We start from the raw sequence: 13898 nt of genomic DNA, 5'->3' as shown, positions 1-13898 counted from the left end.
CCAAACATTTCAGCTTCTGGAGTCGGTCAATTATATAAAATAAGCTGTAGTGATGGGCACCCAGCTCCCCTTGGGAGCAAGAAGAGTATAAACCCTACGTACCGTGTGAGTATAAATCCTGCCTGCCCTGTGAATATAAATCCTACGTACCGCGGCTTGTCCGCGGTACCCAGGGTTGTCACAAGACTTTAATCAGAGCAAATCAGGGTTGCTTTTAACTACGCGATCAATGGCCATTAAGCTTTCAAGTAAAGGCTTCATTTTATCCAGAGGCCAACTATTGGGGCCGTCGCTCAGCGCCTTGTCCGGATCAGGGTGAGTCTCCATAAAAAGACCTGAAATCCCGGCTGCTGTGGCGGCTCTGGCTAAAACGGGTACAAATTCACGCTGGCCGCCGGACATGCCATTGTTGCCGCCCGGTAACTGCACCGAATGCGTTGCATCAAACACTACCGGACATTGGGTTTCACGCATAATCTGCAAGGAGCGCATGTCAGAAACCAGGTTGTTATAACCAAAACTCACGCCCCGTTCGCATACCATGATCTGTTCATTGCCAGTGGCCTTGGCTTTGGCCACCACATGTTTCATCTCCCAGGGTGAAAGAAACTGCCCTTTCTTGATATTGACCGGTTTGTTTACCGCCGCCACTTTCTGGATAAAATTGGTCTGACGGCATAAGAAGGCCGGCGTTTGCAGGACATCCACAACGCTCGCCACTTCCTGCAACGGGGTATCTTCATGCACATCAGTCAATACCGGCACGCCAATTTGCTGTTTAACCTTTTCCAGAATGGACAATCCCTTTTCAAAACCCGGTCCGCGGTAACTACCCATGGATGAGCGGTTGGCTTTGTCAAAGGACGACTTGTAAATAAAAGGCAATTGCAATGCATTGCATAACTCCTTTAAATACCCAGCCGTCTCCAGCGCCATGCTTTCACTTTCGATGACGCAGGGGCCTGCAATTAAAAATAAGGGGGCATCCAACCCTGCGTTAAAACCACATAACTTCATGCTTTATCCTTTTCTTGATGGTAGTTTCGTCCCGCCAGTACAAATTGTTTAAACAGCGGATGGCCATCACGTGGCGTAGAGGTAAACTCGGGATGGAATTGGCAGGCAATAAACCAGGGATGGTTAGGCAACTCAATCATTTCAACCAACAATTTATCCCCTGAGCGGCCGGAAATCATTAATCCAGCCTGAGTCAGCTGTTCGATGTATTGATTATTGACTTCATAACGGTGGCGATGACGTTCCATGATCTGATCTTTATTTTCATAAACACGGTAGGCCAGCGATTGAGGATCAAGCAGGCAGGCCTGAGCGCCAAGACGCATGGTGCCGCCAAGATCAGTATGCTCATTTCTGACATTGATGCGGCCATCAGCTTCAGCCCACTCACTGATTAAACCAATGACAGGATGAGCGGTCTTGCTATCAAATTCCGTGGAATTTGCACCCGCCAACCCGGCTACATGGCGTGCAAACTCAATAACAGCCGTTTGCATGCCAAGGCAAATACCCAAAAAGGGCACACGTTGCTCGCGCGCATATTGAATAGCACGAATTTTTCCTTCAATACCCCGGGGACCAAAACCACCCGGCACTAAAATGGCATCCACATCCTTTAATTGCTCAATGCCCTGCTGTTCAATCTGCTCCGCATCGATGTAAACAATCTCTACCTTTGTCTGAGTATGGATACCAGCATGCAATAAGGCTTCATTAATGGATTTGTAAGCATCATTCAATTCCGTATACTTACCCACCATGGCGACTTTAATCGTCATGGTCTGTCTGGCTTGCTTTTCAACCACAGTTTTCCATTCGCTTAAGTCAGCCGGCTTTAACTCAAGGCCCAGTTTTTTAACCACAATGTCATCCAGCCCCTGCTCGTGCAGAATCATTGGGATCTGGTAAATGGTTTTGGCGTCTTCAAGGGAAATAACACCGTCTTTTTCCACGTTAGTGAACAGCGCAATTTTTTCTCTGTCGCTCACGGATAATGCCTTTTCTGAACGGCAAATGAGGATATCAGGCTGTATCCCGATGGAGCGAAGTTCCTTGACGGAGTGCTGGGTAGGTTTTGTCTTGGTTTCTCCTGAGGTAGGAATATAGGGGACTAAGGTCAGATGAATAAACAGGGCGTGCTGGCTTCCCAATTCCATACGCATCTGGCGAATAGCTTCAAGGAAAGGCAGGGATTCAATATCCCCAACCGTGCCGCCAATTTCAATCATGGCGATATCAAACCCTTCCGCACCCATTTTAATTGAGCGTTTAATTTCATTGGTGATGTGTGGAATAACCTGAACGGTCCCCCCGAGGTAATCGCCCCGCCGTTCTTTTTTAATCACCGTCTCATAAATTTTGCCGGTGGTGAAGTTATTCCTTTTCGTCATGGTCGTACGTACAAAGCGTTCGTAATGACCAAGATCCAGATCCGTCTCTGCCCCATCTTGCGTCACAAACACTTCCCCATGCTGGAAAGGACTCATGGTGCCTGGATCAACGTTAATGTAGGGATCAAGTTTAATGAGGGTAACGCTTAAACCGCGTGCTTCAAGGATTGCGGCTAATGAAGCGGCTGCGATGCCTTTACCTAAAGAAGAAACTACGCCGCCGGTAATGAAGATATAATTTGTCATAAGTGACCCCGTTTGGAATGCTGTCCGCCTAGATGGCGAAGGAATTAAGTTTGCATATAAACGGGATTTAATTTTAGCAAAAGAAGAGCATAAATAACACACTTTTTTATTAAAAGCCGCTATAAAATCCTAATTAACCCGCTTAACCGTGCGTTTAAAGTTGTTTAAGGATCGTATGCATGGCTATCGCGCAATCAGCCGCATCCCGCCCCTTATGACCATGTCGGCCGCCGAGGCGATCCCAGGCCTGCTCTTCATTTTCAGTGGTGAGCACCCCAAAAATAATCGGCAGATCATACTCCAGTGCAACCTGCTGACACCCATTGCTGACCTGTTCGCAAACATAATCATAATGCGTGGTTTCACCGCGAATGACAGCGCCAAGTGCAATAATGGCTTCAACCTGCCCTTTTGCGGCAAGACGTTTAGCCAGGAGTGGAATCTCAACGGCGCCCGGTACCTCCACGATCAGCAAATCATGATCGTGAAACCCTGACTGCAATAAACGCTCGATCGCGCCTTTCTTTAATTCAGCAGTTACATCGCGATTAAATTGGCTTACGACCAAAGCGACAGGAAAAGAGCGGCTTTGTTCAGCCGTGGTTTCATCAATCAGTTTCATTCATTCATCCTAATCCACAGTCATTAAATGCCCGAGCCTGGTTTGCTTGGTTTTTAAATAGTTACGGTTTTCGTTAGACGGTTCGATGGTTAAAGGTACGCGTTCGCTGATGGTTAGGCCAAACTTGGTAAGCCCATCCAGTTTTTGCGGATTATTGGTCATTAAACGCAGAACATCAATGCCCAGGTGTTTAAGAATCTGGAAACCGATCGCATAGTCGCGGTTATCCGCCGGGAATCCCAATTTTAAATTGGCGTCCACGGTATCCAATCCCTGATCTTGCAGGGCGTAGGCTTTTAATTTATTGGCAAGACCAATGCCGCGTCCTTCCTGGCGCAGATAAATCAGAACCCCCCCCTCTTTTGCGATAAGATTTAAGGAGCGCTGCAATTGCGCACCGCAATCACACTTACAGGAACCAAAAACATCACCGGTAATGCACTCGGAATGAATGCGAACCAACGGAATCTGATTGGCAACCACAGGCTTTTTCACCAGAGCAAAATGCTCGGCATCATCCAGCTCATTGTTGAAAACGGTCATGGTAAAAAGTCCATGGTCCTGCAGAGGGATGGTGGTTTCTGCAGCGGCATCAACCAGTGTTTCATGGCGTATGCGATAATCAATCAGGTCGCGAATAGTGACCATGGGAATATCATGCTGCCTTGAAAAAACGGCGAGTTCATCGCGGCGGCTCATGGTGCCGTCGTCATTGATAATTTCACAGATAACCGCTGCTGGTGTTAACCCCGCCAGCCGTGCCAGATCCACGCTGCCTTCTGTTTGCCCCTGACGCTTTAACACCCCGCCGTCTTTTGCGCGCAGCGGAAAAACATGGCCGGGTGAAATAATATCAGCCGGACTGCTGGCGGCATCAATAGCCACCTGGATAGTGTGAGCACGATCACTTGCGGATATCCCTGTCGACACCCCGCGGGCTGCCTCAATAGACACAGTAAACGCCGTGCCGTAGGGAGAACGGTTATGGCTGGCCATCATGGGCAGCTGCAATTTATCAATCAATTCTCCCGCCATGGGCAGGCAGATTAAACCGCGTCCAAACCGTGACATGAAATTGATGGCTTCTGGCGTGGCATATTGCGCGGCTATGACCAGATCACCTTCATTTTCACGATTTTCATCATCAAGGAGCATGATCATGCGCCCTGCTTTTAAAGTTTCTATTGCGTGCTCAATGCTGGCAAAAGGACTCGTCATGAATAAACCTCATTCTTTAACTGGCCCGAAATGCTGAGTTGATGAGCAACAATTCGAGTCAAATAATCAAATTCCACATTAAAACGATGACCGGGTTTGAGGTATCCCAAGGTCGTCACCATCAGCGTATGCGGCACCAGCATGACATCAATCGCACCCTGTGCCACCGCGTTAATGGTCAAACTGACGCCATCCAGCGTAATACTGCCCTTGGGCAGCAGATAAAGCCTAGCATCCGTAGCAAAATCGTTCACCCGGATTTCATAATAGTCACCGACTGCCTTCATCTCGGCTAAACAAGCCGTGGTGTCGACGTGGCCGCTGACATAATGCCCGCCAAAACGACTATGCGCCAACATGGCGCGCTCGAGATTGACGTAATCGCCCGCTTTCAGTTGACTTAAGTTTGTTTTAGCCAGGGTTTCCGGTGAAACATCGAAGGTCAGGCAGGCGGGGGTTTCATGAGGTGTATAGGTGAGGCAGGCACCGTTCACCGCGATGCTTTCACCGCTTTGTAACACCGTAAAAGGGGAATGCAGGCACAAACGCATGCCCCCGGAAGCCGGTTCATTACTTATTACCTGCGTTTTTTCTTCTATGAGTCCGGTAAACATTACTTCTCCAACCAATCCAGACGCAATATCATATTGTCTGCCTTCGCCTGCCACGAGACTGAACGCCCGCCTTTCAATATCTCACCGCCATGATACCCATTGCTTGCTGATTCACCTAGTACTTCAGGCACGATATAAAAAAAAGTGGTATTCACCAGGTGTTGCTCATGCAGGGCAGAAAACAAACGCCCCCCTGCTTCAACCCACACATCATGATACCCTGACGCGCCAAGGCTACCGATAATCGCCTGCAAATCCAGCCGGTTGGCCTGACTGCTGACGGCATGGTAAGTGCAGTGGGGGAGAGGGTTTTTGACACTGACTGTTTCGTCGTGAAAGACATGGCAATACAGCGCGGTACTAAAAACAGTTAATTCGGCCGTTAACGAGAGATTACGATCAATGATGGCTAAGGGTTTTTTGCAAGCGTATCCAGGTAATCGTACATCCAGGCGAGGGTTATCATTACGAATAGTCGCCGCCGTGGTTAACACAATATCACAGTGCAGGCGCTGCGTGTGCGTGAATTCAGAGCAGTCCGCATTGGAAATACTCACCCTTTCGCCGTTTGGGCCTGCAATTTTACCATCGAGGGTTTGCGCAATTTTAGCGGTGACCCAGGGTTTTTTTGTCAGTGTCCAATGATGATAACTCTGATAAAACGCGTCAATTTGCGGCAAAACGCATTGAACGACTTCGATACCGTGCTGTTGCAACAAAGCGGGGGTATTATTGGCTGCCACCAGCGGATTAGGGTCGGCAAATCCATAAACAACCCGTCCGACTCCTGCCTGAATAATCGCCTCCACACAAGGCGGTGTTTTTCCCCAATGGTTACAGGGTTCCAGGGTCACATACAGGGTCACATCGCTCAAATTACCCGACAATTGCCTGAGAACCTCCTGTTCGGCATGCGGCTTACCTGCTCCGGCATGGTACCCTGCAGCAATAATAGCCTGCCCGCGCACGGCCACAGCGCCGACACTGGGATTGGGTGCACAAAAGCCCTTGCCTAACCTGGCCTGGTCAAGCGCATGGAGCATAAAGGAATTGTGCATAGTTAAACCGATGACTCTAAAAATCCAAACATGATAACAAATTATTCAATTTCTGAGTAGTATTGATCACGAAAACACGGGTGAATCCCTCGGTCTGTCAGGGATTTATGCTAAATTTTTGCCATGGCTGGCAGACTGATTTACTATAATCCATGGTTTTTCCCGGATATCAACAAGAGGAAGAGGAATGACAGGCCGTTTTCAAAGGTTTACAGGGAGATTCACCCGTCATGCGCTCACGCTGGTTGTCCTCCTGTCTATCGGTCTTGGCAACACCGCCCAGGCATTCAGTCCCTATTCAACCAGCGAACTTGAAGAGCTTGAAAAAGAATTCAGGCAATTGATTAATCAATCGGATCTCGTAGTCCGCACCCCGCTAGCTACCCAATACATCAATCACCTGGGTAAGCGCTTGTCTCAGTTTGCCCATATGCCCATGCCCTATTTTTTTATTGTCAAATCAAATGAAATTAATGCCTTCGCAGGCCCCGGCGGCTATATAGGGATCAATACCCAACTGATTCTTGCCACCAAGAATGAAAGCGAGCTGGCCGCTGTGATGGCGCATGAAATTGCCCACGTCAGGTTGCACCACCTCTACCGCATGATTCAACATCAAAAGCAAATGCGCGTTCCAATGCTCGCCTCCATGCTGGCGGCTGTGGCTTTAGGCGCCATCAACCCGACGCTTGCAGGCGGCGCGATGATGGCCTCGATCACCGGATTTGCCCAGGACAATATCAATTTTACCCGGGCCAATGAAAAAGAAGCGGATCGTATCGGCATAGCCATGCTCATGAAAGCCGGCTTCGATCCTCGCGGCATGGCGGGGTTTTTTAAAAAAATGCAGGAGGCCACCCGCTATTATTACACAGACAACATCCCTGCTATTCTACGCACCCACCCTTTGGATGAAGACCGTATCGCAGAAGCCGAGAACCGCAGCGGCAACGTCAAACATAAAAATTACCCTGATAGCCTGGATTATCATTTGTTTAAGGAGTTAATCCGCAACAGCCTGGCGGAAAACAGCAAGCAAATGCTTGATTATTACTCGAAAGAATGTCAGCGTCACAACACCGCAGCGGCCTGCGCCTACGGGCAAAGCCTGGCCCTAATGAAAGCCAATCAATTTACCAATGCAGAAGGCCAATTAGCCCATCTCGTCACCGAAAACAAAGATAACCTGTTTTATCAAGTGGCCATGTCCGAAGCGGAAGCCGGTAATCGGCAATTCACCCTGGCATTAAAACGCCTGAAGGAACTGCAATCCAATTATCCTGAGAATTATGCCGCTTTAATGGCTTATGCCGAGGGGCTTCTTGCCGCAGGCCAGGCCGAACAGGCAACTGCCATCCTGTTAAAAGGATTCCGCCAGTTTAAGCATGATCTGCCCCTGTGCGAAACCCTGGCTCAGGCCCAGGCGGCCTCAAAATTGACCGGTTATGCCTATTTTACCCAGGCACAGTGCAATCTGCTGCAGGGGCGCTCACGTGATGCGCTACGGCAGTTAAATGTCGCTAAAAAGCTGACCGGCAATGATCATTACCTTGACGCCCGTATCGCTGCATTAAAAGATGACATTCAATTCATGGTGGAGAAATAAGTCTAAATATGGACTTTTAATAAAAAACAGTCTATATTTGGACTTAGGATGATTTATCAGGGAGAGTCAATCATGATACCACTGAGTGCCAACAGCCCATTAACCATGAACGATTTACAAGCTGCCTTTAAAGCCGTCATAAGTATTCTTGAAAAGTGGCACTGCAGCACCGAGGAAATGCAGACACTCCTCGGTTTAAAGCGCTCAACCCTGTTTAAGTACAAAAACGATCCCGCCAAAGCCTTGATCAGCCGTGATTTGGCCGAACGTTTATCCTACCTGCTGAATATTCACGCCGCCTTGCGTATTCTCTTCTCTCATCCTGACTCTGTGTATGGCTGGGTCAGAAAGCCAAACCAGGCTCCTTTTTTTAATGGTCAATCCGCCATGGCCATTATGATGCAGGGCCGTGTGGTCGATTTATGGTCCATTGCCAGCCGGTTAAATGCAGAGCGAGGCGGTAAAGCATGATACCCTTCATCAATACGTTGAAAAAAACAGCCTTTGCATCACAGCGCTGCTATCGGTTGATTCCGTCCAAATTTCCCCCCATTTCCCTGTTTGAGGACGTGGCGGATGCAGAGGCATTCGACGCCCTGTATAAAGTACAGTCCCTGACTAATCCCCGTATTCAGGATGAGGTCGGCAATTTAAATGGACTACCTGCCCACGAACGGGTTTTCGGTACAGCCGGAAGCGGTTTTATTATGGCTGCCTTTACCCACACCAACCCTGACGGGAGCCGCTTTTCCAATGGCGATTATGGTATTTTCTACGCGGCCGAACAATTGGAAACGGCGATTGCAGAAACGGTCTATCATCGGCAACGTTTTTTACGATATACCCATGAACCGGCACAGGACATAGACATGCGAAGCCTCGTGGCTGAGTTTAATGCGAACCTGTATGATCTTCTGCCTTTTGATCCCCAAACTCACCCGGTTTACCACCGGACAGATTACCAGTTTGGCCAAGGCCTGGGCGCTGCCGTGAAAGAATTGGGCGATGATGGGCTGGTTTATCATTCCGTGCGGGGTCAAGGGACAAATTTTGCCTTGTTTCGACCCAAGACCTTAATAAACTGCAAGCAGGGAAGCCACTACACATATGCCTGGGATGGTGGGCAGATTAATGCGGTTTATAAAAAAACCCTTAAGAAAACAACATTCAATCGGGAGGCTGTGCCCCTTTAATCAAGACCCAGTTTTTTCAGACGGTACCTTAACGTTCTGAAACTGACGCCTAACAATTTAGCCGCAGCTGTCCGGTTCCATTTTGTTTTCTCAAGCGCGCTTAAAATAAGCTCCTTTTCGTGCTCATACAGCGAACCGTCAAGATTTTTTGGTGCAGGCGAGGCCGTCGTCAGTGGACCGGCGTTTTCTTCAATGGGCGCGGTAGGGGCTGACGGGAGATGCAAATCCTCGACGCTGATGGTATTGCCTTCACACATCGCCATGGCCCGTTCCAGAATATTTTCAAGCTCACGCACGTTGCCGGGAAACTGATAATTCTGCAGGGCCTGTATACAGGCTTTGGATAGCGGTTCCATCGGCCGATGCTGTTCGGCGGCTAAATGCTGCAAAATGTGGTTAGCCAGCAAAGGAATATCCGATAAACGCTCTTTCAGGGTCGGAACCCGCAATTCAATGACGTTCACACGGTAATACAAATCTTGCCTGAAACGGCCGCAGGCAATTTCATTCTGCAGGTTTTTATGACTGGCACTTAAAATCCGCACATCCACCGGAATCTCATTGTGTTCACCAATGGGTTTAATGGCTTTTTCCTGTATTGCACGTAAAAGTTTCACCTGCATGGCCAAAGGCAGCTCGGCAATCTCATCCAAAAAGAGTGTACCGCCATTGGCTGCGACAAAAAGACCCGACTTGTCACTGATAGCACCGGTAAAACTACCCTTTTTATGACCAAAAAACTCCGACTCCATTAACTCCGACGGGATAGCGCCGCAATTCACCGGAATAAACGGCTTTTCGGCCCGCGGCCCCTGATTATGAATCAGCTGCGCGACCAACTCCTTTCCGACCCCGGATTCCCCAAGAATAAATACCGGCGCCTGGCTGCGAGCCAGCTTGCCGATATTTTGCCGTAATTCCTGCATGATGGCGCTATTGCCAAGCAGCACATCATCGCGGGAGATAATTGGTTTCTGCTGCATGGACAGCGCTGTTTTGACCAAATCCTTAAGCATGGGCAAATCAATGGGTTTGGAGACGTAATCAAAAGCGCCGGCTTTCAGTGTATTGACTGCACCATCGACGTTGCCATAAGCGGTGATGACGGCCACTGGAATCTGCGGGCGGCTTTTTTGGATGTATTTGACCAATTCAATGCCGTCCCCGTCAGGCAAGTGCATGTCTGTCAATACCAGGGAATAATCCTGCGAATTAATAAAATGGATGCCTTCCTGATAAGTGTTGGCTGTATCGCAATTTAAACCCATGCGCTTTAGGGTTAACGACAAGAGTTCACAGATATCCGGCTCATCATCCACAACAAGGATTTTGTTTTTACTCATAATAGCATCTCACTTGCCTGATTTAAGGTGATGGTAAAACAACACCCTTTTTCCATATTCATGACATTTAAAGCAGCCTGATTGATTTCACACAGATCGCGGGCGATGTAAAGACCCATGCCGTAGCCGGTTCTGACCGTACTGAAAAACGGATCAAAAATAGCATCCATAACCGACTCCTTCACGCCTGGCCCGGTATCGCAGACCATTAACTGCGTATTTTTTTCCGTTTGTTTTGCCTTAATGGTAATTTCGGCCTGACCGGCCTTATTTTTTCCGTGTTGAATGGCATTATCACAAAGTATAACCAAAATCTGCTCCAGTTGGCTTTTATCAAAATGAAAAGGCAACAGGGGAGCTAAAGGCAGCTCAATTTGAATTGAACAGGACGTGTGGCTGCAAAAATCCTGTTTAAACTGACTAAGAAAAGAATCTAATTCAATGATCTGTTGCTGCGATTGCTCCCGTCTTGACAGTTGCATGACATTTTTAATGACACGATTCATGCGATGGCAATTATTGATGATCAATTCCTTTAACCGCAAATCATCCTCCGTCAGGGTATCATTTTCTCCCATCAACTGCACCGCATGGGAAATTGCCCCGAGGGGATTGCGCAATTCGTGCGCAATACTCGCGGAAAAACGCCCTAAAGATGCCAGCTTCAATTGCTGGGCTTGTTGAGAGACCGCACTCATGTCATCTAAAAGAATTAACACAGCCACTTTGGTTCCAATCTGCGTTGGGAAAAAATGAACCCTTAAATAGGGATCATTGATGATGGTTTTCGCCGGGCAAAAATTATCGACGATTTTTTGCAGGTATTCCTGGTATTTTTTAGCCAGGCTCAGTGACAATTGGTCAATTGTTGCCAGATTTTCGGTTTGCTGGGCATTGAAAAATTGCCGTGCCGCGCCATTAATTAATTTAATGGTTTGATTGGCATCAACATAAATGACGCCGGAATGCAAACGCTCAACAATGTATTCATTGATGCGCTGCATGCTGGCCAACTCGTGGCTACGATGCGCGGCCAGCGTTTCGCTGGCACGTACCCGATTAGCCAGATACCAGGCGGTGATGGCGGTAGCAAAAATTCCGGCACCATGCACGCCGCTGTAGAAGAACGTACTTAAATTATCCGAGTCACTGTATATATATTGTAAAATACTGAAACCGAGCAACATGCAACTGGCAATCGATGCAAAAAAAATAGCCAGTCGCCCGGGCACTAAAATGCTTAAGGCAGCAATGGTTGCATTTAATAGAATACCCAGCCAGGAGCGCGTATTGCCCAGCAGACTGATCAGTAAAGCCTGAGCAACAATATCCATTGTTCCCGAGATGATCACCTGCGTTTTAAACCCGGGGAGATGAAGATACTGCAAATAAAGAAAAATCAGCGCCATCCCCAGGTACATGGCATTAAGAGCAATAAAAGGCCAGTTGTATTCGTGAAAACCCAGGGCGTCATAAATCAGTATGCCCAAAAAGAGCAGCACACAGCCCAGGCGGTAAAAATGATAAACAAACAACAACCGCCAATTGGAAGCCGGATTTTTTTCTTCCTGTTGTGAATCAAGCATCCTTTATCCTGATTGAGGCGCTAAAGCCTAACCCCGTTGGCATGGATGCTTTACTTATCGTCAAACAGGCGATTTACTTTAAATTGGGTCAGACTTTAAGGCATTGCACCATAAACGGCAGGTTCTCATCCTCAATAGCCTCATCCTGCGGCGGGGTAAGTTTTTCCAAATCGCTAATAAGAGAATGGATCATGTTGGCCGTCTGCGTATTAGGCTTAAAGAAGAAATGCTTGTTAATGGCCCATTTTATGCTACAGGCGGCAAAATAAAAAATCCCGATGCCGAGTATACCCAGCACCACGTTGGTTACAATTTCTCCAACACCACGGTGCTGCTCAATTCGCTTTTTGTTTTTAGCAATCTCCGTTATTGATTGCTGGGCGAAAAACTCATAATCCGGTTTTTTCTTGTCAGATTGAAGATAATCATCCCAAAACCCTTTCAATTTCTTATGCAATGCATCCATTTCTTCGTAAGCTTGCTGGTATTTTAGTATGTGCCCATTTTGGCTTAGTTCTTTAAATTCCAATGCCTTCTGTTCGAGATGATACAGCGCATAGGCATAATTTTTTTCCTGCTCTGTCCTTGGTTTTACTCCGGGTTTTGAGGGTTTCACCACACCTCGCGTGGGTTCTTTCACAACCGTTGAAAGGGTTGCAATCGGCGCAGACTGCGGGGTGTCAGGAATGGCTGAAGGCGAATCGGCACCAACCGTCATAGTTAAATCAGACAAGGGATTTAACGGGTGCACAACCATCGGTACAATGGTTGTGTTTACATTTAAATCGACTGTAGACATCAGGCTTTTTGAACCCGAAAAAGGAAAGCCTTCTGATTTGTCCTGCCTCTGCAAGGCCAAACCTGACTTCAATTCCTGCAACCTCTCCGTCATGACGGTCAGCGGATTTTTTCCTGAAGGCAGATCGACCTCCGGGAAAGTGGCTGCCAGGAGTAAAAAAGGCGACTTTTTGGCCAAGACCCATTTATTTTGACCATCAAGACTTAATACCTCGGTGCGTTCTTTAAGGCTTCGCTGGTGTTGGGCAGTGTATCGTTCAAGAAAAGTCGCGGTCATCTCATTCGGTATTAAATAAAAATGTTCATATCCCGGGTGAATAGCCAACTCCAGATGCGGGCCGTCTGTCTTGTATTCTGAAGATACTGTGGTTTTAATTTTATCGTAAATGATGTAGGGTATCTGATTAAAGCGGAGCATGATTTCCACTTCATGCACAAAAATCTTAACCCTGGATTGGTTCAGATAACGCAGGTAATTGCCATACCCTTCTTTTTCCCAAAACGCCCGCGCAGAATTTTCAGTGATTTGTTTTAGATGGGATGAATCAAAATAGGCCTGATTGGCTTTATAAAGATTAGTGGTCTCGCTGATGTGTACCCTCAGCCATTCTTCACCGGCATCAAAGCTTTGGACAAGATAATAAAAGGGAAGCGCTACGTTATCGCGATCATTAAACATCATCGCCATCATTTTTTCGTTTTTCCTGACGCGATGGATAAACCAACTACGAAATAATACGCCTAAGACCAGCACTTGTTCAGCCAGGTGATCCTCCCTTATGCCCGTGGTTAATTCATCGTAATCTTCAAACAGGGTCAGATCGGATACGCTGCTAATTACTTTTTTTAAGTCCCTGATATCCTTGTTGTCTGTCTCATGAACCATGCACAAATCATCAGGAAATGGCAGGTCATTGGCCATTAAATGCAAAGCATAAGCATGAAAAAAACAGTTATCCATCGTGGCTGAGATATCGACGGCAGAACGAATACGCTCTTTTTGTTGATCCAGAGCCAGTGTGTTTTTAATGTTAACAGTTGATAAGCTCATGCGTATGAAGGTGGATTTAAACGGATCACTTATATCAAATTTAACTTAACAGAACATTAAAAAGCCAGAATTATTAACCATCATCCCACGGCCTACGCACTTCAATTTTCAATCAAACTGAGCAAATTTTCTAAAAAGGAATTGTCCCATCCACC

Annotated in this window: 12 protein-coding genes; 3 read left to right on the top strand and 9 right to left on the bottom strand. The window is 47.4% G+C overall.

All coding sequences use genetic code 11. The features are described 5' to 3' along the window. Positions 1-192 precede the first annotated feature (192 nt). The 6 genes from kdsA to ribD form a co-directional block, all read right to left on the bottom strand. Positions 193-1017, bottom strand: coding sequence for a 3-deoxy-8-phosphooctulonate synthase (gene kdsA / locus Lery_RS04945; RefSeq protein ID WP_058526154.1), 825 nt, complete (start codon positions 1015-1017; stop codon positions 193-195). Then, complete coding sequence (locus Lery_RS04940) at positions 1014-2654, bottom strand: CTP synthase (RefSeq protein ID WP_058526153.1); 1641 nt, start codon at positions 2652-2654, stop codon at positions 1014-1016. The genes kdsA and Lery_RS04940 overlap by 4 nt, the downstream gene beginning before the upstream one ends. Before the next feature lie 154 nt (positions 2655-2808). Further along, on the bottom strand, positions 2809-3276 hold the full coding sequence (gene ribH, locus Lery_RS04935) for a 6,7-dimethyl-8-ribityllumazine synthase (RefSeq protein ID WP_058526152.1): 468 nt from the start codon (positions 3274-3276) through the stop codon (positions 2809-2811). Between the two features lie 9 nt (positions 3277-3285). Next, positions 3286-4494, bottom strand: coding sequence for a bifunctional 3,4-dihydroxy-2-butanone-4-phosphate synthase/GTP cyclohydrolase II (locus tag Lery_RS04930; protein WP_058526151.1), 1209 nt, complete (start codon positions 4492-4494; stop codon positions 3286-3288). Beyond that, complete coding sequence (locus Lery_RS04925; RefSeq protein ID WP_058526150.1) at positions 4491-5108, bottom strand: riboflavin synthase; 618 nt, start codon at positions 5106-5108, stop codon at positions 4491-4493. Before Lery_RS04925 ends, Lery_RS04930 begins: the two co-directional genes overlap by 4 nt. Next, positions 5108-6166 carry a bifunctional diaminohydroxyphosphoribosylaminopyrimidine deaminase/5-amino-6-(5-phosphoribosylamino)uracil reductase RibD gene (ribD, locus tag Lery_RS04920; protein WP_058526149.1) on the bottom strand — a complete coding sequence of 353 codons (1059 nt, stop codon included), beginning with the start codon at positions 6164-6166 and terminating at the stop codon, positions 5108-5110. The genes Lery_RS04925 and ribD overlap by 1 nt, the downstream gene beginning before the upstream one ends. Positions 6167-6353: 187 nt before the next feature. Between ribD and Lery_RS04915 the strand changes: the two genes are divergently transcribed. The 3 genes from Lery_RS04915 (at position 6354) to Lery_RS04905 (ending at position 8965) form a co-directional block, all read left to right on the top strand. Next, positions 6354-7772 carry a M48 family metalloprotease gene (locus Lery_RS04915; protein ID WP_058526148.1) on the top strand — a complete coding sequence of 473 codons (1419 nt, stop codon included), beginning with the start codon at positions 6354-6356 and terminating at the stop codon, positions 7770-7772. 72 nt (positions 7773-7844) lie between these two features. Next, a complete protein-coding gene (locus Lery_RS04910) occupies positions 7845-8243 on the top strand; it encodes an antitoxin Xre-like helix-turn-helix domain-containing protein (RefSeq protein WP_058526147.1) in 399 nt (132 codons plus the stop codon). Next, a complete protein-coding gene (locus Lery_RS04905) occupies positions 8240-8965 on the top strand; it encodes an RES family NAD+ phosphorylase (RefSeq protein WP_058526146.1) in 726 nt (241 codons plus the stop codon). Before Lery_RS04910 ends, Lery_RS04905 begins: the two co-directional genes overlap by 4 nt. Here Lery_RS04905 and Lery_RS04900 read toward each other — a convergent pair. The 3 genes from Lery_RS04900 to Lery_RS04890 all read right to left on the bottom strand — a co-directional run bounded on the left by Lery_RS04900 (position 8962) and on the right by Lery_RS04890 (position 13743). Beyond that, complete coding sequence (locus tag Lery_RS04900; protein WP_058526145.1) at positions 8962-10308, bottom strand: sigma-54-dependent transcriptional regulator; 1347 nt, start codon at positions 10306-10308, stop codon at positions 8962-8964. The genes Lery_RS04905 and Lery_RS04900 overlap by 4 nt on opposite strands. Beyond that, positions 10305-11894: a sensor histidine kinase gene (locus Lery_RS04895; protein ID WP_058526144.1), complete on the bottom strand. Its 1590-nt coding sequence runs from the start codon at positions 11892-11894 to the stop codon at positions 10305-10307. The genes Lery_RS04900 and Lery_RS04895 overlap by 4 nt, the downstream gene beginning before the upstream one ends. A gap of 88 nt (positions 11895-11982) precedes the next feature. Beyond that, entirely contained in the window at positions 11983-13743 is a 1761-nt protein-coding gene (locus tag Lery_RS04890; protein WP_058526143.1) for a hypothetical protein, read from the bottom strand. Between the last annotated feature and the right edge of the window lie 155 nt (positions 13744-13898).

It is taken from the genome of Legionella erythra, assembly GCF_001467615.1.
Classification (GTDB): domain Bacteria; phylum Pseudomonadota; class Gammaproteobacteria; order Legionellales; family Legionellaceae; genus Legionella_C; species Legionella_C erythra.
The sequence above is the reverse complement of the archived record's forward strand: the minus strand, read 5'-3'. Positions and strand labels throughout refer to the sequence as shown.